At 72.1% G+C, this 19,721-nt stretch carries 14 protein-coding genes; 11 read left to right on the top strand and 3 right to left on the bottom strand.

Features of this window, described 5'->3' with window-relative positions:
* Positions 1 to 23: 23 nt before the first annotated feature.
* Positions 24 to 1,838, bottom strand: a complete 1,815-nt coding sequence (locus NAEX_RS12525) for a flavin-containing monooxygenase (protein WP_177326005.1) — start codon at positions 1,836 to 1,838, stop codon at positions 24 to 26.
* Positions 1,839 to 2,282: 444 nt separating this feature from the next.
* Here NAEX_RS12525 and NAEX_RS12530 point away from each other — a divergent pair, with 444 nt between their 5' ends.
* On the top strand, positions 2,283 to 2,591 hold the full coding sequence (locus NAEX_RS12530) for a hypothetical protein (protein WP_143141058.1): 309 nt from the start codon (positions 2,283 to 2,285) through the stop codon (positions 2,589 to 2,591).
* Between the two features lie 262 nt (positions 2,592 to 2,853).
* Here NAEX_RS12530 and NAEX_RS50085 read toward each other — a convergent pair whose 3' ends face one another.
* Positions 2,854 to 3,426, bottom strand: a complete 573-nt coding sequence (locus NAEX_RS50085; protein WP_170135672.1) for a DUF4142 domain-containing protein — start codon at positions 3,424 to 3,426, stop codon at positions 2,854 to 2,856.
* Between the two features lie 273 nt (positions 3,427 to 3,699).
* A complete protein-coding gene (locus NAEX_RS12540) occupies positions 3,700 to 4,776 on the bottom strand; it encodes a hypothetical protein (RefSeq protein WP_170135673.1) in 1,077 nt (358 codons plus the stop codon).
* A 722-nt stretch (positions 4,777 to 5,498) separates the two neighbouring features.
* Here NAEX_RS12540 and NAEX_RS12550 point away from each other — a divergent pair.
* The 10 genes from NAEX_RS12550 (at position 5,499) to NAEX_RS12595 (ending at position 19,709) form a co-directional block, all read left to right on the top strand.
* Positions 5,499 to 6,995 carry a CoA-acylating methylmalonate-semialdehyde dehydrogenase gene (locus NAEX_RS12550; RefSeq protein WP_096333591.1) on the top strand — a complete coding sequence of 499 codons (1,497 nt, stop codon included), beginning with the start codon at positions 5,499 to 5,501 and terminating at the stop codon, positions 6,993 to 6,995.
* Positions 6,996 to 7,000: 5 nt separating this feature from the next.
* A complete protein-coding gene (locus NAEX_RS12555) occupies positions 7,001 to 8,365 on the top strand; it encodes an aminotransferase class III-fold pyridoxal phosphate-dependent enzyme (RefSeq protein ID WP_096327743.1) in 1,365 nt (454 codons plus the stop codon).
* A 129-nt stretch (positions 8,366 to 8,494) separates the two neighbouring features.
* Entirely contained in the window at positions 8,495 to 10,039 is a 1,545-nt protein-coding gene (locus tag NAEX_RS12560; RefSeq protein WP_096327744.1) for an efflux RND transporter permease subunit, read from the top strand.
* Positions 10,040 to 10,104: 65 nt separating this feature from the next.
* A complete protein-coding gene (locus tag NAEX_RS12565) occupies positions 10,105 to 10,500 on the top strand; it encodes a DoxX family protein (protein WP_096327745.1) in 396 nt (131 codons plus the stop codon).
* 133 nt (positions 10,501 to 10,633) lie between these two features.
* On the top strand, positions 10,634 to 11,647 hold the full coding sequence (locus NAEX_RS12570; RefSeq protein WP_143141062.1) for an EF-hand domain-containing protein: 1,014 nt from the start codon (positions 10,634 to 10,636) through the stop codon (positions 11,645 to 11,647).
* Between the two features lie 433 nt (positions 11,648 to 12,080).
* Positions 12,081 to 12,806, top strand: a complete 726-nt coding sequence (locus NAEX_RS12575; RefSeq protein WP_096327747.1) for a hypothetical protein — start codon at positions 12,081 to 12,083, stop codon at positions 12,804 to 12,806.
* 232 nt (positions 12,807 to 13,038) lie between these two features.
* Complete coding sequence (locus tag NAEX_RS12580) at positions 13,039 to 14,550, top strand: Rieske 2Fe-2S domain-containing protein (protein WP_096327748.1); 1,512 nt, start codon at positions 13,039 to 13,041, stop codon at positions 14,548 to 14,550.
* A 2-nt stretch (positions 14,551 to 14,552) separates the two neighbouring features.
* Positions 14,553 to 15,347 (top strand): sterol desaturase family protein, encoded by a 795-nt coding sequence (locus tag NAEX_RS12585; protein ID WP_096327749.1) that lies wholly within the window; start codon positions 14,553 to 14,555, stop codon positions 15,345 to 15,347.
* Positions 15,348 to 15,425: 78 nt separating this feature from the next.
* Entirely contained in the window at positions 15,426 to 16,571 is a 1,146-nt protein-coding gene (locus tag NAEX_RS12590) for a DUF7802 domain-containing protein (protein ID WP_096327750.1), read from the top strand.
* A gap of 459 nt (positions 16,572 to 17,030) precedes the next feature.
* Positions 17,031 to 19,709, top strand: coding sequence for a PAS domain S-box protein (locus NAEX_RS12595; RefSeq protein ID WP_170135674.1), 2,679 nt, complete (start codon positions 17,031 to 17,033; stop codon positions 19,707 to 19,709).
* Positions 19,710 to 19,721: the final 12 nt, after the last annotated feature.

Below are 19,721 nucleotides of genomic sequence, written 5' to 3' on the forward strand. Positions count from 1 at the left end.
GTCCTCCGGGGGGCGCGAAAGATTCACATGTTGGGGGTGGCCGCTGCCCGCGTCACTTCCAGGCCCGCGAGATCGCCGCTGTTGCGCCAATCGTGGAGGATCTGGATGAACTCGAGGGTCCCGCCGGCGTAGCCGGCCATGCGGATCTCCCGCGGCCCGAAGGCCGCTCCCTCGTTGTTGTAGTAGCCGGGCGTGCATTCGGGCCCGCCGAAGCCGACGCCCCTGGCGAGGGTGCCGAGGATCACCTCCCACCACTGCTGCTGCGCCTGCTCCGTCGCCTCGATCGTCTCGATGCCGCGCTCTCGGCACTGCTCGATGATGTAGGCCGCGTGCTTCGCTTGCTCGTCGAGGATGTGGACGAAGTTGATCGCCCAGCCGCTCTGCGTCGTGCTGAACATCAGCAGGTTCGGGTAGCCGCGGCTGTGCATCCCGTGGAGCGTCGACGCGCCTTCGGCCCAGCTGTCGCGCAGCGACTTCCCGCCCCGCCCGCGGATGTCGAAGCCCAGCCGGCGCGTGTACTCGCTCGAGACCTCGAAGCCCGAGGCGTAGATCAGGCAGTCGACCGGGTACTCCTTGCCCTTGACGACCACGCCGGTGGGCGTGATCCGCTCGACCCCCTTGCCCTCGGTGTCGACGAGCTGGACGTTGGGGCGGTTGAACGTGTCCAGGTATTCGTCGTGGAAGCAGGGCCGCTTGCAAAGCTGGTAGTAGTACGGCTTGAGCGCCTCGGCCGTCGCCGGGTCCTTCACGAGCGCGTCCACCCGCGCTCGGATCTCCTCCATCTTGCGGAAGTCGGACAACAAGCGCTGCTGCGCCGCCTCCTCCGGCGTCGTCGCGCGCGCGCTGCCGTCGTCCTCGAAGATGTACGTCCACCCGTCGCGCACCAGGTCGACCTCCTGCGGGCGACCCGACACGATCGCGGAGAAGTTGACGATGCGCTCGTGCTGCCAGCCGGGCCGCAGCGTCTTCACCCACGCCTCGTCGGTCGGCTGATTGTTGCGCGCGCCGATGCTCGAAGGCGTGCGCTGAAACACGTACAACTGCTTGGCCGACGCGCCGAGGTGCGGGATCGCCTGGACCGCCGTCGCGCCCGTGCCGATGATGCCCACGCGCTTGTCGGCGAGCCGGTCCAACCCACCCATGGGCCCGCCGCCGGTATAGGCATAGTCCCATCGGCTCGTGTGGAAGCTGTGGCCCTTGAAGGTCTCGATCCCGGGGATCCCGGGCAGCTTCGCCTTGTGGAGCACGCCGCCCGCGATGATCACGAACCGCGCCGCGAGCCGGTCGCCGCGGTCGGTCGTGACGATCCATCGCCGCGCGTCGTCGTCCCAGTCCATGCCCGCGACCGAGGTCTGGAACAGCGCCGCCCGGTACAGATCGAACTGCCGGCCGATGCGCTGGCAATGGGCGAAGATCTCGGTCGCCTTGGCGTACTTCTCCGTCGGGATGTAGCCGGTCTCCTCGAGCAGCGGCATGTAGATGTACGACTCGACGTCGCACGCCGCGCCGGGATAGCGGTTCCAGTACCAGGTGCCGCCGAAGTCGCCCCCCTTCTCGACGATGCGGATGGAATCGACCCCCGCCTGGCGCAGCCGCGTCGCCGCCAACATGCCGCCGAAGCCGCCGCCGACGATCACCACCTCGGTCTTCTCGCGCACGGCCGGGCGGGTGAAGCCGGGCTCGACGTACGGATCCTTGTCGAAATCCGCGTATACGCCGCTGAAATCGACGTACTGCGCGCTCCCGTCGGCACGCAGCCGCTTCTCGCGCTCGAGCCGATACTTGTCCCTCAGCGCCTCCGGCGAGAACGAGGCCTCACCCTTCTTCGTCGCATTCATCGCTCCACATCCTTTCGCATCGAACGGGGCCCGTACCGGCATTGCGGATTACGGACACCTGCATGATTCGTCGGCCACTCGATTCGGACTCGGGCGACATCGCGCGCGCCCGTCAGCGTAATCACCGCAGGGCGACGACGGCCGCCGGCCGCCCTCCGACGCGCGCGCCCACCAACCCGGCGACGGTGCATGCCCGCGTCGGCTGGGTCGAGGCCGTTTCCCCCCGCAGCGCGCGCCTCCGGCCGCGTTCACTCCAGGACCTGCCTTCCGTCGTTGGCGTGCATGGGAGCGTTTGCGGGCCTGTCCTCGCCCGCGGAGAGACTAAGTCATCCGCCTTAAAAGTCAACTGACTTAGACGTTCCAACCTGAGGCTTGCATCCCCCATTGCATGGGGGAGACCGGTGACAGACTCCCCCGCAGCCTTTCCGCTCCTCGTGAGAATCGATGGCCCGTCCATGGCCCGAAGCGCGCGCCACCGCACCTGTCCTTGGGGCCAGTCACGCGATTGGCGGCGACGAAGGAATGGGCGCCCTCGACGCCACGGGCGCGTACCGCTGGTCCCGCACCTGGGGTCACTACGATCACGCCCGGGCCGGCCAGGTCGCCGTCGACACCGAGCAGATCATCCACACCCCGATCGAGCTGTCGGAGGACGTCGACATCAACCCGGACCACCCGAACGAGTTCGTGCCCGCGAGCGGTGACTTCGACATCACGCTGCAGGAGACCCGGCCGAGTGACGGGCTGTGGTGATTCGCCGCGCCGTCGACTGCATCGTCGCTTCGCACCGCTCGAAATCCCGTGAGCGGAGCCCCGGCCCGCCGCCGCCGGAGCGAGCGGGAGCGACGAGCGCCGCGGCGCACAGCCCGGCCGGCGAGAGCTTGCTCGACAGGGTCATGACATTCTCCTCGGGGTGAGAGGGAACGACGCAGCATGCAGTCGCGTCCGCGGCCGGCATCGCACGATCGCCCCCGCTTCACCCGCGTCCATCACAGCCGAGCGCCTCACGAGCCCCTCAGCTCGTCGGCCTCGCCAGCGCCGCGCGCAGGGCCTCGGCCGCGAACAGATCGGCGGCCGCCTGCTCCACCACCACGACCAGCTCCTGCTGCAGCGCCGGCGCCCGCGCGTACGGCCGCGACTTGTTGTTGATCGCGTCGATCACCAGCGTCAGCGTCTCGATCTGTCCTTCGAGCCAGGCGTCGTCGAACTCTCGCCCGCGGGCCCGCGACGTCGGCGCGGGGAACGCTCGCCGGGCCGCGAAGCGCAGCCCGTCGGTCGTGTCGCCGCCCACCGCGCGCTGCTCGAGCAGCACGCTCAGCGCGGCCAGGCGCCGCTGTCCGGCGGCCGCGTGGCGCGTGATCGTCTCGGCCAGCGCCCGCATCCGTCGATCCGTCCCGCGCTCGCGCGCCGGCGCGGCGGCCTCGCGGTTGATCGCGTGGATCGCCGCCAGCACCCCGAGCAGCTCGGCGTCGGACGCCGGCGGGCTCGGCAATGCCGCGGACGGGAGCGCCGGAGCGGGCGCGGCCTGGGCCGAGGGCGAACCGACCGCGAGCATCGCCACCGCGACAACGGACCTGCAGATCGACATGCCGACAACCTGACCCGGGCAGCCCACCGGGGCCCTCGCCCTCGCGCCCGCCTCGCCGGGCGCCCTCCCGCTCGCGCCTCCTCGCGCCGCTCCGCGTCTGCGCGGGCGCCACCGGCCGCCCCCCGCGAGCACTCGACCCCACACTGTCCCCTTCGACATGTCCTTCACGACACCTGATGCGAGCGAGCGGCCGGCGCCCCCCGGCACCCTCGAACCGGTGCGCCGACCCCACCGCGTCCGCACATGGGTTATAAGACCTGTCCCTTCGACCATTCACTGCGGGATCAGGCAGCCGCACGCGTCCTTGTCGCCGTCGTCGGGCGCGTAGTCGAAGCAGGTCGCGTCGTACGCCTCGCACAGCCAGGCGTGGCCGTTGCCGCACAGCGTGAGGACCGCGTCGGGCAGCATCGGCGCCCCGCCGAGCAGCGGCGCCTCGGCGAGGCCGAGCTTGGTCGCCGGGGCGATCACGCCGCCGAGCGGGTCGATGACCGCCGCACGGGCATCGGGGGCGGTGCTCATCACCAAAAAATTCTCGCTGCCGGCGATCAGCGCGATCCCGTCGAACCCGGTCAGGCCGACCTGCCCCGGCATGTCGACGCGGCGGATCTCGCTCATGCCGTCGCGCGACAGCACCACCAGCTCGTCGGTCCCGTAGCTGGCGATGTAGAGGTTGTCGTCGAGGCCGAGGGCCAGCCCGGCGCAGATGCTCATGCCGAAGCCGAGCTGCTGCGGCGGCTCGAGCACCGCGAGGGTCACCGGGTCGACCTCGTTGAGGACACAGCTCTGGTTGATTAGCAGCCCGCGCTGCAGCTTCGCGTCGTAGGTCGCCCCATCGAGCTGCGGCAGCGCCTCGGCCGGCACGTCGAACACCTCCCCTTTCGGCGTCCCGTCGGCGGTGAAGCGGCGCGCCTTGCCGCTGAACGACATGATCACCACCTCGTCGGCGTCGCCGTTGTAGAACGACGCCTGCAGCACCTTGTCGGGGATCCCCGTGTCGAATTTCTTGACGTAGGTGAACGCCGTCGTGTCGGTCACCGCCTGCGGGTCGCAGAAGTTCGGCTCGGTCGTGCCGGTCGACGGGTCGGTCGTGCTCGTGACGGTCGTCGTCGTCGTCACCGCCGAGGTCCCGGTCGGCGCCTCGCTCGTCGACGTCGTCGACGCGCTCGTGCCGGTGCCGGTCGGCTCGCCCGTCGTCGAGCTCGACGTCGGCGCGTCGACGGTCGTGCTCGAATTGCCGGCGGTCGTCGACGCCGTCGTCGTCGCCGATGCCCCGCCTTCCGGGCGCCCGGGGTCGCCGCAGGTCGCGAGGGCGCACGAGGTGAGCGTGAGGATCCGAAGCCGCGCAACCATGCATCGACCATAGCCCAGGGCCGTCGAGCGCGGGGCTCGATCACGCGCGAAGCGTGCGAGCCATCGCCTTGCTCGCCTCATGCAAACCCCGTCGTCGCACGGCCTTCGCCCCGGGCCTCACCCGACGCTCGCACGCGAGGACGGGCCGTGCCCGACGACCCGCGAGCGCCGACCTGTCTCACGGGACATCTTCTTCATCCTTCGACGCCGACGCCCCGCGCGCGCCCGCATGCCCTGCCGGACGCCCGCTGTTCCCTCGACGCGACCACCCGCGCGCCCTCGGCCGCGCGTCGCAGCTCGTCCTCCGCACACGAGCCTCGCCGCATCGAGCCCTGCCCTTGCGACGCGCTCCCGCCTCGGCCATCCCCGTTCCTCGCGACGCCACCACCCGCGCGCCCTCGGCCACGCCGCGGTCCTCTTTCACCCCTCGCGCAGCTCCGCCTCGCTCCCCGCTCGTCGCCGCAGCAGCCCGTCCTCCACCCATCGCTTAGCCCCGCCTGGAGCTCCACCGCTCGTCGTTCGCCGCGGCGAACCGGCCGCCGGCCGCGCGAACGCTCCGCGCCGCCGCGCCCGCCGTGTGTGCAAATTTTCGCCGCGCCGCCCCGGCCCGCGGCACCCGCACCGCGAATTGCCGCGCAGATCTGCGTTCTGGGCGCCCCCGCGTGGCCGGGCCCCCTTTCGCCGCGGCGCTGCCTGGGATATCCCTCAGCTTGAACCGCGCCATGACGAACGACCTGCGCTTCCCTGCCCGCAGCTACGACTTCACGCCCTACGTCCCGTGCAACAACTGGATCGGCGGCGAATGGACCCCCTCCGCCGCCGGCGACAGCCTGCCGGTCGACAACCCGCGCCACGGCAAGTCCTTCGGCCAGGTCACCATGTCCGGCGCCGCCGACGTCGCCCGCGCCGTCGAGGCCGCCAGGGCCGCCTTCCCCGGCTGGCGCGACACCCCGATCAAGGAGCGGGTCCAGGTCCTGTTCCGCCTCAAGAGCCTGCTCGAGCGCGACCTCGAGGAGCTCGCGTGGCTGGTCTCGCACGAGAACGGCAAGGTCATCGGCGAGGCGCGGGCCGACGTGCTCAAGGGCATCGAGTGCCTCGAGTACGGCATCAGCCTGCAGAACATGGTCGCCGGCGAGCAGCTCGACGTCAGCCGGGGCATCAACTGCAGCATCACCTACGAGCCGCTCGGCGTGTGCGCCGGCATCGTCCCGTTCAACTTCCCGGTCATGGTCCCGCTGTGGATGCTGCCGCAGGCGCTGGTCTCGGGGAACACCTTCATCCTGAAGCCGTCCGAGGTCGTCCCCTACGGCGCGATGAAGCTCGCCGACCTGCTCCGAGAGGCAGGTCTGCCCGCCGGCGTGTTCAACACCGTCAACGGCGGCCAGGCCGCGGTCGAGGCGATCGCCGACCACCCCGACATCAAGGCCGTCGGCTTCGTCGGCAGCACCCGCGTCGCCAGGGCCGTCTACTCCCGCAGCGCCGCCGCCGGCAAGCGGGCCCTGTGCCTCGGCGGGGCCAAGAACCACCTCCTCGTCGTCCCCGACGCCGACCTCGAGCTGACCAGCACCACCGTCGTCGCCTCCGCCTACGGCTGCGCCGGCCAGCGCTGCATGGCCGCCTCGCTGATGATCGCCGTCGGCGATGTCGACCCGATCATCGACGCCATCGTCGCCCACGCCCGGAAGCTGCGCCTCGGCGAGGACATGGGCCCCGTCATCCACGGCGGCGCGGTCGAGCGGATCAGCAACTACATCGCCGACGCCGAGCGGCGCGGGGCCAAGGTCCTGCTCGACGGCCGCGGCGCCAAGGGCCCCGGCGGGGTCGGCCACTGGGTCGGGCCGACGATCCTCGACCACGTCAAGCCCGACATGCCGGCCGGCTGCGAGGAGATCTTCGGCCCCGTCCTCTCGATCGTCCGCGCGCGCACCGTCGACGAGGCGCTCGCCATCGAGAACGCCAGCGCCTACGGCAACGCCGCCTCGATCTTCACCCAGAGCGGCGCCGTCGCCCGCTACTGCGTCGAGCGCTTCGAGGCCGGCATGTGCGGCGTCAACATCGGCGTGCCCGTCCCGCGCGAGCCGTTCTCGTTCGGCGGCTGGAACCAGTCGCTGTTCGGCGCCGGCGACCTGACCGGCTGGGACGGCCTGCGCTTCTGGACCCGCGCGCGCAAGCTGACCACCCGCTGGCAGCTCAGCAAGGACGCCACCTGGATGTCCTGAGGGACATGTCTCAAAGACCCTCCGAACCGCCGAGCGAGGACCCCGCCATGGACAGCCGCACCATCGTCGAACTCTGCAAGCAACACACCATGTGGTCGTGGTCGAAGAGCGGCCCGCTGCAGCCGCTCGCGTTCGAGCGGGCCGAGGGGGTGTACCTCTACACCCCCGAGGGCAAGCGCTACCTCGACTTCAACAGCCAGCTCATGAGCGTCAACATCGGCCACAGCCACCCGAAGGTGCTGGCGCGGATGAAGGAGGCGATCGACGGCCACATGCTGTTCGCCGCTCCGAGCGCGGCCACCCCGGTGCGCGCGCGCCTGGGCAAGCGCCTGGCCGAGCTGGTGCCCGGCGACATCAACTCGTTCTTCTTCACGCTCGGCGGCGCCGAGGCCAACGAGAACGCGATCAAGGCCGCGCGCCTCTACACCGGGCGGCACAAGATCCTCAGCCGCTACCGCAGCTACCACGGGGCCACCCACGCCGCCATGCAGATGACGGGCGACCCGCGCCGCTGGGCCAACGAGCCCGGCGCGTCCGGCTTCATCCGCGTGATGGACCCGATCCCCTACGACTTCTCCTTCGGCACCACCGACGCCGAGCGCACCGCGAACCACCTGCGCTACCTCGAGGAGGTCATCCAGTACGAGGGCCCGCACACGATCGCGGCGATGTTCGTCGAGACCGTCATCGGCACCAACGGCATCCAGCCGCCGCCCGCCGGCTGGCTGCCCGGCCTGCGCGCCCTGCTCGACAAGTACGGCATCCTCCTCGTGTGCGACGAGGTCATGTGCGGCTTCGGCCGCACCGGCAAGCTGTTCGCCTTCGAGCACTTCGGCGCCCAGCCCGACATCCTCACCATGGCCAAGGGCCTCACCTCGTCGTACGTCCCGCTCGGGGCCATGGGCGTGACCGACAAGATCGCCGCTCACTTCCGCGACAACGTGTTCTGGGGCGGCCTCACCTACAACGCCCACCCGTTCTGCCTCGCCGTCGCCGAGGCCGTCCTCGACGTCATGCTCGAGGAGGACATGGTCGGCAACGCCGCCCGCATGCAGCACGTCATGCTCGCCGAGATGGCGGCGCTCAAGGCCCGCCACCCCAGCGTCCGCGACTTTCGGGCCATCGGCCTGTTCGGCGCCATCGAGCTGCAGAAGGACCGCCAGGGCACCCGCATGGCCCCCTACAACGGCTCGCACCCGGCCATCGACCGCATGATGGCCTTCTTCAAGCAAGAGGGCCTCTTCACCATCTCGCACTGGTGGACCCTGATGTGCAACCCGCCGCTGTCGATCACCGAGGCCGAGCTGCGCGAGGGCTTCGCCGTCATCGACCGCGGCCTCGCCATCACCGACGAGGCCGTCGAGGGCTGACCGTATGGACATGGCGCGAAGGCCCTGTCGCTTCGGCCCTGTCCTCTCGGTCATCCTGTCCCTCGCCGCCTGCACCGCCCCGCCGCCGCCCCGGCCGACGCCCGGCCGGCCGCGCCCCCGCCGCCGCCCGTGCAGGTCCGCGTCGGCGTGGCCTGCCCGGGCGACGCCGGCGAGCTCGAGGCCGAGGTCGCCGTTCCGGTCGAGGAGGCCCTGGCGCGGCTCCCGGCCGTCCGGCAGCTCCACACCCGCAGCGACGACGGCCGCGTCGACGTCGTCGCCACCCTCGGCCACGCCGGCGCGCTCGAGGCCGTGCACGACGTCCTCACCGGCGTCGCCTCGCACCTCCCGGCCGCCGCCGAGCACCCCGTGATCCACCGCCTCGACGGCGTCGTGCCGGCGCTGGCGATCGCCACCCGCCGCGAGTTCGCCGACCCCGTGCGTACCGCCCTCGAGCGCACGGCGGGCGTCGGCCGGGTCGACCGCTGCGGCGTCGGCGAGCCGCGCCTCGCCGTCGTCCTCGATCGCACCCGGCTCGCCGGCGTCGCGATCGACGGGCTCGTCGCCGCCGTCACCGCCGCCCTCGCCGACCCCGACCCCGCGCCCCTGTTCGAGCGCCTCGCCGCCGTCCCCCTCGGCGCCTCCTTGCAGCTGCGCGACGTCGCCGCGCTGCAGAAGGACCTGCGCCCGCCCCCCTGTCGCGCCTACACCGCGCGCGGGCCCGTCGCCCTCGTCACCGCCTTCACCCAGACCGGCGCCGAGCCGCTCGACGTCGCCGCCCGCGCCCGCCCGCACGCCGTCGACCTCGTCTCGCCGACCGCCGACTTCTTCGCCGACGCGATCCCCGAAGACACCGAGCTCGCCATCCTCGCCGCCGCCCTGCCGCCCCGCGACGACCTCGGCAGCAGCCTCGCCACCTGCCTCGCCGCCGTGCCCGACCTGCCGGCCTGGGCCCTCACCGTCGCCGACCCCGCCCCGGGCGAGCCGCACGCGCGCGTCCGTCTGCTCGTCGGCCTCTCCACCACCTTCCCCATCGGACATGTCCGAAACGCCCTGTCGCAATGCGCAGGAACCTCGCAGGTCGCCGTCCTCGCCCCGCGGGCCCACGCCGACCACGCCCTGAGCCTTCACGTGCAGGGGCCGGACCCGGACCTCCGCGCCGGGCTGGCGCGGCGCCTCGCCGAGCGCCTCGCCGGCCTGCCCGGGGTCACCGGCCTGCGGGTCCGGGCGCCCGGCCCCGGGTCGCTCCGGGTCGAGCTGCGCCGCGACGAGCTGGCGGCCCGCGGCGTCTCGGTCGACGCCGCCGTCACGGCCGTCCGCCTCGCCGGCGGTCCCCTCACCGTCGACGGCCCGCCGCCTCCCGGCGGGCTGCGCCCCGAGCCCGACCTCGCCGTCGACATCGACATGCTCGATCGAACAGGTCCCATCGACCAGCTGGTGCGCCAGCTCCACGTCGCCGCGCCGGCCGGCCCGATCCCCGTGAGCGACCTCGTCCGCGTGCAGGCCTCCTCCGGCGGTCCCCTCGAGCGAATCGATCGTGTCCCGACCGTCGCCGTCGAAGTTCGCCTGCGCAGCGCCGCCGACGGCGACGCGGTCCGCCGCGCGATCAACGGTTTGGAGCTGCCGCCGGGCTTCGTCGTCGTTCAGGGCGGTGAGCTGCCGGATATCGAGCCCTGAGCCGGGTGGTCACACGCGTGTGCCTTCTTGTGCGGCCGGCTGCGGCTGGTCAAGCTCCTTGGGCCATGACAGAGTCCCAAGCCCCCAACCCCTGGCCGCGGCGCGTCGGCATCGGCCTCTCCGTCCTCCCGGTCCTCATGCTGCTCTTCAGCGCGTCGGCCAAGCTGACCTCGAACCCCGAGGCCGTCGCCGGCTTCAAGGCGATGGGCTACCCCGACGGCGCGCTGCTGAAGATCGGCATCGTCGAGCTCATCGTCACGATCCTCTACGCCCTCCCTGCGACCAGCGTCCTCGGCGCGATCCTCGTCACCGGATATCTCGGCGGCGCCGTCGACGTCCACGCGCGCATGGGCGACACGCTCGGCAACATCCTCTTCCCCGTCATCCTCGGCGCCATCGCCTGGGCCGGCCTCTACCTCCGCGACCCTCGCCTGCGCGCCCTCTTGCCGATCAAGCGTTGACTCTCGGCGCTTCCTCGGTCGACCGCGGCCTCGGCGTCATGCCCGCCGCGGTCCTGCACTGCGCGCACGACAGCCCTGTCACGCCGCGAGCGGCTGCGGCCCGGCACCGCATCAATTTCTCAATGATCTCGCCGTGGCACGAGCCTCGCTTTCCGGGTCGGGCATGCTGACCCGCACCGTCCTCACCTTCGCCTCGCTCCTGCTCACCCCCGCCCTGATCGCCTGTGACAGCAAGCCCGAGCCGGGCGACGAGACGGGCGACATCCATGCCAGCGAGGGCACGGACGGCACCGACGGCACCGAGGGCACCAGCACCGCGAGCCCCGAAGATCCGACCGAGGGCACCGCCGGCGAGAGCGAGACCGGCACCGACGGCGAGGTCCCCGGCACCACCACCGAGGCCGCCGAGGAGACGCCCTGCACCCCGGAGATCGTCGGAGACGCGCGCGCCTGCGAGGGCGGCACCCAGTTCTGCGCCACCGACTTCGGCCATCTGGACCCCAAGTTCTTCTGGGGCCCGTGCCTGGCCGCGCCCGTGTGTCAGCCGGGCGAGGAGCAGGGCTGCCTGACCTGCGAGCTGCGGGCCGACGGCGAGCCCGAGTGGGTCGACTACTGCGACGACGGCGGCACCACCACCCCGCTCGTCTTCAACTTCGGCGCCGACCCGGTGCGCTACCACAGCACCGCGGCCAGCTTCGACCTCGGCCCGGCCTGCGGCGCCACCGACTGGCCGACCGCCACCACCCCGTGGCTCGCCTTCGACCGCGACGGCTCCGGCGCGATCGAGGCCGGCCGCGAGCTGTTCGGCAGCGCCACCGTCCTGCGCAGCGGCGGCCTGGCCGACAACGGCTTCACCGCCCTCGCCGAGCTCGACCAGGACCGCGACGGCAAGATCTCCGCCAGCGACCCCGGCTTCGCCCGCCTGCTCCTGTGGGCCGACCACGACGCCGACCGCCGCTCCACCTCGTGGGAGCTGACCCCCGTCACCTCCGCCGGCATCGTCGCCATCGGCCTGACCTACCGCAACGACGCCCGCTGCGACGGCCGCTCCAACTGCGAGATCGAGCGGGCCGCCTTCACCTACCGCGACGCCCTCGGCCGCGAGCGCGTCGGCGAGGTGATCGACGTCCACCTCTCCTGCCAGTGAGCCCGGCCGCCCCGCGAAGGCCGCGCCGGACCACCGGCGCGGCCTTTCGCCGTTTTCGGGTCGCTGTCACATGGATCTCCGGACATGTCTCGAAGGCCATGCCATGACCTCCACGCGAGCGTCCGCCCTCGTCGGATGGCGGCGCGTGGATCTCCCCGAGCCGGACCCCTCCCGGGCACCACCGAGGCGAGCCGCACCGCCACCGTCGCCCGCCGGGGTCGCGCGGCCCAACGATCTCGGCGGTTCAAAGTCCCCTCGCGACCTGCGCGGCCGCGCGCCCGCGCCGCGCACATGTCCGAAGAGACAGCTCGGCGAGGCCCGGCCGAGGCCGGCCTGGGGCCAGCCGGCGGCTCGGCCGGCTGGGGCGGTCCGCGCGGCCTCCGCCGTCGTTGCGCGGGCCCCCTGGCGGGCGTAGGCTTTGCGACACTCCACCATGTTTCTCGGCATCCGACGCGCGATCTCCCTCCTCCTGCTGAGCCTCTACTTCTGGAATTTCCTGCTCGTCGCCCTGGTGGGCCCGGAGGACCTGTACGCCTGCTACGCCGCGCTGGCCGCGGTCTACGGGGTGGCCTTCGTCGGCGTCGCCGCCGAGTGGTTCTGGGCCCGGTGGTTTGCCATCGGCCTCGGCCAGTTCGGGGCGTTCTCGCTGCTGGCGCTGCCGCAGACCGGGCCCGAGCCGTCGCTCCTGGTGTTCGGCATCTCGCACGTGCTGGTGGCGCTGTTCCTCGGCGGCGAGGGCATGGCGGCCCGCTACGAGCGGAGCGAGGCCTGCGTCGAGCGCTACAACTTCCAGGAGGAGTCGCTGATCCTCCTGCGGCGGGCGATCAAGTCGGCGGGCATGTCGCTGCCCTTCCTCATCCTCTTCACCCTCGCCCCGCGGCAAGATTTGCTGCACCTGGCGGCGCTCGGCCTCGGGGTCGCCGGCCTGGTCGGCCTGATCCGCGCGCGCACGTGGGGCCTGCTGGCGGCGGCCGGCGCGGGCGCGATCGCCCTCGGCGACGGCCTCGGCCTGTTCGGCGCGCCCACGCACGGCTACTTCCTCACCACCCCGAGCGGCAGCCTGATCCTCCACGGCCCCGGCTTCGCCCTGCTCGCCTCGCTGATGCTGCTCGTGCCCCTCACGTTCGCCCGCCCGCTCGCCCGCTGGCTCCGCGCCTGAGCGCCCCGGCCCCGAGCCGGTCTCTTCAGCCATGATCTTTGGGCCAGGTCTTTCGGGACCTGGCCCTTTGTACATGTGCGGCGGCGCTCCCGGGCGCCGGGAGCCGGAGCGGCGTATCGAAACGTGCCGTGGCGGCAGTTATCGACTCGCCCTTGGGGGCCCGGGCCCACGAGCCATACCTCGAGCCTCCCCTCGTTGATTCGCGAGACGCGCACCGGTACCGTGTGCGGCCGTGGGCGCTCGTTTTCCTTTCCCTTCGTTTCCGCGTGGTTGGTTCGTCATCGGCTTCCCTGAGGACGTCGCTCCCGGGCAGGTCAAGACCCTCCGTTACTTCGGGCAGGACATCGTCGTGTTCCGCACCGAGTCGGGCGTGCTGTCGGCGGTCGACAAGACCTGCCCGCACCTCGGCGCGCACCTCGGCGGCGGCCACGTCAAGGGCGAGTGCCTGCGCTGCCCGTTCCACGACTGGGGCTTTCGGCCCGACGGCGTGTGCGTCGACGTGCCGTACGCGCCGAAGATCCCGCCGAAGGCCGCGGTGAAGACCTGGCACATCCGCGAGCAGAACGGCGTGATCCTGGCCTGGTACTGCCCCCGGGGCGAGGCGCCGACCTACGAGGTCCCGGTGCTCGAGGAGGAGGGCTGGACCGGCAACAAGACCGTGCGGTGGGTCGTGCGCTCGCACCCGCAGGAGGTCGCCGAGAACACCGTCGACTGCTCGCACCTCGGCCCGGTCCACCACGTCGGCCGCACCGACGTGCTCTCGGTCGAGCAGGAGGGCCACTTCATGCGCGTCGTCCTCCACATGGAGGCCTCGGGCGCGCCGATCGACATGCCGGACGAGTTCAACGACGTCGAGCTCGACGTCAAGCTGTACGGCATCGGCCACATCGTCTCGTCGACGACGGTGCTGACCTCGGACATGCGCACGCGCCAGCGGATCTACCCGACCCCGATCGACGAGGACACGATCGCGATCTTCGGCGTCAGCAACATCAAGATGATGCCGGACGAGGACTACACCCGCGAGATCGAGGACATCTTCTACAAGGCGTTCTTGGTCGACTTCCCCAAGGACTTCCCGATCTGGGAGAACAAGGCCTACCTCGACAAGCCGATGCTCGCCGGCGGCGACGGCCCGATCGGTCGCTACCGCCGCTGGTGCCGCCAGTTCTACGACTACCCCGAGGCCGCCGCGGCCCAGCCGACCGCCGCCGCCGCGCCCGCAGCCGCCGCGCCGACCACCGCGCTCGCCAAGCTCAAGGGCTGGCTGCGGACCCTGGCCCAGGCCCCGGCCGCCAACAGCAACGGCGCCGGCAATAACGGCCACAACAACAACGACGGCGGCCTCGACGCCCACCTGATCGACCTCGGCCCGCGCAAGCCGCGGCCCGCCGCCGCCGCCGTCGGCAAGTTCGCCTCGGTCGGCGACTACTTCGAGACGCTCGAGCGGCGCTTCAACCCGGCCGCCGCCGGCGACCTGCAGGCCGTCATCCAGTGGGTGCTCACCGGCGACAAGGCCTGCGCCTACTTCGCCGAGATCAAGGACGGCAACGTGCAGCGGGTCGCCGGCACCCACCCCGCGCCGACGATCACCATCGAGATGTCGGCCGACGACTACCTGCTCATGATCAACGGCGAGCTCAACGGCGCTCGCGCCTTCTCGACCGGCCGCGGCCGGCTGCGCGGCCCCGTGCGCCTGGCGATGAAGATGCAGCGCCTGTTCCCCCTCGACGCCGCGGTGTGAACATGGACGAGTTCCTGCGCTGGCTCGTCCTCGTGTTCTGGTCGATCGTCGGCGGCCTCGTCATCGTCTGGGGCGTCGCCGGCTACTACCACGTCCGCTACTACGTCCTCCGCCGCCACGAGCCCGAGACCTGGAAGTGCCAGCCGAAGCGCTGGCTCCGGCCCGAGCAGCAGCGGCAGGCGATGCGGCTGACGACCATGAACATGACGGTCGGCGGCCTCCTGTCGGGCACCTTCATCTGGGGCATAGGCCGCGGCCTGCCGACCGGCCTCTACTTCGACTTCGCCGAGCGCGGCTGGGCGTGGTTTCTGTTCAGCAGCGTCGCCTTCTTCCTGCTGGTCGACCTGCTGGCCTACTACGCCCACCGGGCGATGCACCACAAGCTGGTGTTCCGCCAGGTCCACTCGTGGCACCACCGCTACGTCGCCACCACCCCGTTCGTCGTCACGGCGATGCACCCGGTCGAGTTCCTGACCTTCCAGGCCGTCACCTTCGTCCCGATGTTCTTCCTGCCGATCTACTACCTCACGGCGATCGCCGTCTTCGTCTACATCCTCGTCTTCAACATCATCGACCACTCGGGCGTGAAGCTGAGCTCGCGCTGGCCGTGGCAGGGCCCGACCACCTTCCACGACGACCACCACGCCCACTTCCACTGCAACTTCGGCCAGTGCCTGCTGCTGTGGGACCGCCTCCACGGCACCCTCCGCCGCAAGAACCGCCGCTACGGCGCCGACGTCTACGGCGGAAGGGGCTCCGGCGGCAGCAGCGACGACGACTTCGTCAGCTACAAATGATCCTGCGACGTCGACGACCTCGCCGCCCATCCCACCCCGACGACCTCGTCCGCCCCTCATCGCCCCGATCGGCCCCGCATGCACGCCCCCTGGGACCTCGCCCCGCACCTCCCCTGGCACACCTTCTCCAGCCCCGCCGACCAGTGGGCGGTCATGCCGTCGTTCCTGCTCGGCGAGTATTTGTTCTACGCCTGCGCCGCGCTGGCCTTCACGCACGCGTGGAAGCAGGGCGCCGAGCGGCGCAAGCACCTGCTCGCGTGGTTCGGCGCGCTGCTGGCCGGCACCGCCAACGACATGATCTTCATGGCCCTGCCGCTGGTCGACAACTTCTGGCAGGCGCAGGGCACGATCATGATCACCCCGCGCCTGCCGCTGTACATCCCCTGCGTCTACGTCTGCTTCATGTACTTCCCGACGGTGTCGGTGTGGCGCCTCGGCCTGCCGCCGCTGGCCCGCGCCGCCCTCACCGGCCTGGCCGGCAGCCTGTTCTATGCCCCCTACGACATCACCGGCGCCAAGTTCCTGTGGTGGACCTGGCACGACAGCGACGCCCCGATCGCCAGCCGAATCCTCGGCGCCCCGATCGGCAGCACCATGTGGGTCATCACCTTCGTCGCCGCCTTCTCGTGGCTGCTCGGCAAGGCCACCGACCGCGACCCTGCCGTCGCCGGCAAGACGGTCGCCAAGGGCCTCGCGCTGGTGTGCGGCCTCAGCACGCTGCTGATGATGCTGCAGCTCAACGTCCTCCAGCAGCTCGACGGCGGCGTCCCGGGACCTGTCGGCCTCGTCACCGTGATCGCCGTCTACGGCCTCCTGATCTGGCGCGGCAGCAAGCAGGCCGCGCCGGCCGAGCCGCGCCGCGCCGACCGGATCCTCCACGCCGCGGTGGTCCTCTACTTCACCAGCCTGGCCGTGATCATGGCGGCCTTCACCCCCGAGGACCACGTCAGCACGAGCATGCACCAGACCTACGGCCCGTGCCACGTCGAGGCCACCGACATCACCGGCCACACGCGCTACCTCTACGTGTGCGCCGAGGACTTCGACGAGGACTACACGTTCGCGGCCGTCGAGCTCCCGAAGGACGGCGACGAGTGGTACACCGTCGCCGGCCGCCCGCACACCAACTACCCCAAGTGGCTCGCCGGCGTGTCCGGCCTCGGCCTCGCCGGCATCGCCCTCTACTCGTTCCTCCTCGGCCCGCTGCGCCGCCGTCGCCGTTGAACGTCCCGCCTGCGTGAGTCTTTGGGGACATGCTCCGAGAGCCATGTCCATTCGGACCTACGCCTCCGCGGGCAGGGCTCGTCCCGACCCGCGCGGGTGTTGCCGGGGGCGGACGAACCGGCGCGCTCGCGGGGGTTGCGGACGCAGCCGAACGCCGGGCTCGGCGAGCGTCCGCGTCTCGGACCCCGGCGCCGGCGCCTCGCGAACCGTTCGCGGCCGACAGGTGCCAGCCCTGCGTCCGCTCGAGCGACGCCCTTGGCTCCGCAACGGCCGGCGTCGCGGCCGCCGAACGTCGGTTTGTGCGCGCGCGCATCGCTGTCCGGGCGCTTGCCGGCGACAGGGTTCACACCTTGACGCATGGCGAGTCGCGTCGTCGCCGACGAGCACGACAGCAGGCGGGGCGACGCGCCCGCCGCCTCTGGCGGTCCCCTCCGCCGGTCCGCGACAGCGCTGGCCCGCGTGGCCGTCCCGCTCGCTGCGGGGGGATCGCAGCTGCGCCTGCTCGTCTCGCTGTCGCTCCCGTTCCTCGCGCTCGCCGTCCAGTCGCTGCTGTGGCGCCTCGTCCCGAGCACCTGGTTCCTCTTCTTCTACCCCGCGATCTTCTTCGCCGCCGCGCTCGCGGGCCTTCGCGCCGGCCTGACCAGCACCGCGCTGTCGGCCGTCCTGGTGTGGTGGTTCTTCGTCCCGCCGGCGCAGCAGCTCGTCAAGCACACCCCTGCCATGCTCGTCCCGATGTCCGTGTTCATCGGCATGGGCGTCGCCTTCAGCGTCTTCCACGAGCGCCTGCGACGGGCCGAGCGCGACGTCGCCGCGGCGACGCGGGACCTCGCCACCTCGCTGGTCGAGCAGGCGCCCGACGGCATCCTCATCGCCGATGACGCCGGGCGCCTCACCGAGGCCAACCCGGCCGCCTGTCACATGCTCGGCTACTCGCGCGGCGAGCTGCTCGGCCTGACCTTGCTCGAGCTGCTCCACACCGACGACAGCGATCGCATCGAGGATCTGTGGGGCCTGTCCGGCGCGCTCGAGTCGAGCGTGCGGCGCAAGGACGGCACCGAGCTGCCGGTCGAGATCCGCGCCACCCGGCTCACGAACGGCCGCTGGCAGGCGTTCGTCCGCGACGTCTCCGCGCGCCGGCGGGTCGAGGAGGCCCTGCGCGAGCGGCAGTCTGACCTCGATCGCGCCCAGTCGGTCGCCGGCGTCGGCAGCTGGCAGCTCGACCTGCGGCGCGACGAGGTGCACTGGAGCGACGAGTGCTACCGGCTCTTCGGCGTCCCGCACGGGACGTCGCTCACCTACGGCGGCTTCCTCGACCTGCTGCACCCGGACGACCGCGCCGACGTCGACCGCGCCTGGCGGGGCGCGCTGGCCGGCGCCCCCTTCGACGTCGAGCACCGGATCGTCGTCGCCGGCGAGGTGAAGTGGATCCGCGAGCGCGCCGAGGTCGACTTCGACGGCGCCGGCCTGCCGCTGCGCGGCATCGGCACCATGCAGGACATCACCCTGCGCAAGCGCGCCGACGAGGCGCTGCGGCGGGCCCACGACGTCGAGCGCCGGCTCCGCGCCGAGCTCGAGGACCTCACGCGCGCCGCCGCGGCCGTGTCCGAGGCCGTCGCCGACCTGCCGCGCTCCGACCTCGCCACCGTCCTGCAGGTCATCGCGCGCCAGGCCCAGACGCTGACCGACGCGCGCTACGTCGGGCTCGGCATCGGCACCGACCCCGCCGTCCCCTTCGACCCGTGGATCGCCCTCGGCATGCCCGAAGAAGTCGCCCGCCAGATCCCTCGCAACCCGCGGCCGGTCGGTCTGCTCGGCGTCGTCGCCCGCGACAACCGCATCATCCGCACCCGCGACCTCCGCCGGCACGCCGCCTTCGGCGGGTTCCCGCCTGGCCATCCGGACATGCGCAGCTTCCTCGGCGTCCCGATCCGCTTCCACGGCCGCCCGGTCGGCAACTTCTTCCTCGCCGACAAGATCGGCGCCGACGAATTCTCGGTCCAGGACCAGCGGCTCATCGAGCTGCTGGCCGCCCGCGCCGGCGCGGCGATCGAGATCGCCACCCGCTACGTCGGCGAGGCGTTCCAGCGCGCGTGGCTGCAGGCCGTCATCGACCAGCTGCCGGAGGGCGTCATCGTCGTCGACAGCGAGAGCACCATCGTCCTGCGCAACCGCGTCGCCGCCGCGCTCGCGCGCCGCTCGGGGCTCGTCGGCCACCCCGAGGACCGCCTGTACGACGTCCGCGAGCCCTCCGGCGCGCCGGTCCCGTTCGATCGCACCCCGGCCAACCGCGCGCTCAGGGGCGAGACCCTGGTCGGCGTCGAGTACGTCATCGTCGGCCCCGACGGCCGCGCCTTGCCGGTGCTCGTCAGCGCCACCCCGCTCGTCACCGTCGGCGAGCCGGCCGGCGCCGCCATCGTGTTCCAGGACATCACCGCCCTCAAGGAGCTCGAGCGCCTGCGCGAGGAGTGGACCTCCGTCGTCGCCCACGACCTGCGGCAGCCGGTCGCGGTCATCGAGCTGGCCGTCGAGGGCCTGCTGCGCGGCCTCCCGGACGCCGCCCCCGAGCGGGCCCGCCGCGGCCTCGAGCGGATCAAGACCGCCAGCCGCCGCCTCGGCCGCATGATCGACGACCTGCTCGACGCCTCGCGCATCGAGTCGCGCCGCCTGACCGTCCAGCCGCGCCGCGTCGACCTCGCCGCCCTGGCCGCCGGCGCGGTCGAGCAGGCGCGCGAGACCCTGCCCGGCGCGCCGATACGGGTGGTCGCCGAGGGCCCGCAACCGGCGTGGGTCGACCCCGACCGGATCCAGCAGGTCCTCGACAACTTGCTGTCCAACGCCGTGAAGTACGGCGAGCCGGGCCGGGAGGTCCGCGTCGACGTCGGCCCGCGCGACGACGCCGTCGAGCTCGTCGTCACCAACCACGGGGCCGGCATCGCCCCCGACCAGCAGCGCTCGCTGTTCTGTCGGTTCGCCCGCACCCGCGAGGCCCGCGAGGGCCCCGTCCCCGGGCTCGGGCTCGGCCTCTACATCTCGCGCGGCATCGTCGAGGCCCACGGCGGCCGCATGTGGGTCGAGAGCACCCCCGGCGCGACCACCAGCTTCCACTGCCTGCTGCCGCGCGGACCGGCTCCGGACTGACCGATCCGGCAT

The organism is Nannocystis exedens, assembly GCF_002343915.1.
GTDB classification, from domain to species: domain Bacteria; phylum Myxococcota_A; class Polyangia; order Nannocystales; family Nannocystaceae; genus Nannocystis; species Nannocystis exedens.

Coding starts and splice junctions, on each gene's coding strand:
- NAEX_RS12540 (WP_170135673.1), bottom strand. CDS start 4,776: ATGGTTGCGCGGCTTCGGATCCTCACGCTCACCTCGTGCGCCCTCGCG.
- NAEX_RS12575 (WP_096327747.1), top strand. CDS start 12,081: ATGTTTCTCGGCATCCGACGCGCGATCTCCCTCCTCCTGCTGAGCCTC.
- NAEX_RS12525 (WP_177326005.1), bottom strand. CDS start 1,838: ATGAATGCGACGAAGAAGGGTGAGGCCTCGTTCTCGCCGGAGGCGCTG.
- NAEX_RS50085 (WP_170135672.1), bottom strand. CDS start 3,426: ATGTCGATCTGCAGGTCCGTTGTCGCGGTGGCGATGCTCGCGGTCGGT.
- NAEX_RS12590 (WP_096327750.1), top strand. CDS start 15,426: ATGCACGCCCCCTGGGACCTCGCCCCGCACCTCCCCTGGCACACCTTC.
- NAEX_RS12565 (WP_096327745.1), top strand. CDS start 10,105: ATGACAGAGTCCCAAGCCCCCAACCCCTGGCCGCGGCGCGTCGGCATC.
- NAEX_RS12585 (WP_096327749.1), top strand. CDS start 14,553: ATGGACGAGTTCCTGCGCTGGCTCGTCCTCGTGTTCTGGTCGATCGTC.
- NAEX_RS12550 (WP_096333591.1), top strand. CDS start 5,499: ATGACGAACGACCTGCGCTTCCCTGCCCGCAGCTACGACTTCACGCCC.
- NAEX_RS12555 (WP_096327743.1), top strand. CDS start 7,001: ATGTCTCAAAGACCCTCCGAACCGCCGAGCGAGGACCCCGCCATGGAC.
- NAEX_RS12530 (WP_143141058.1), top strand. CDS start 2,283: ATGGCCCGTCCATGGCCCGAAGCGCGCGCCACCGCACCTGTCCTTGGG.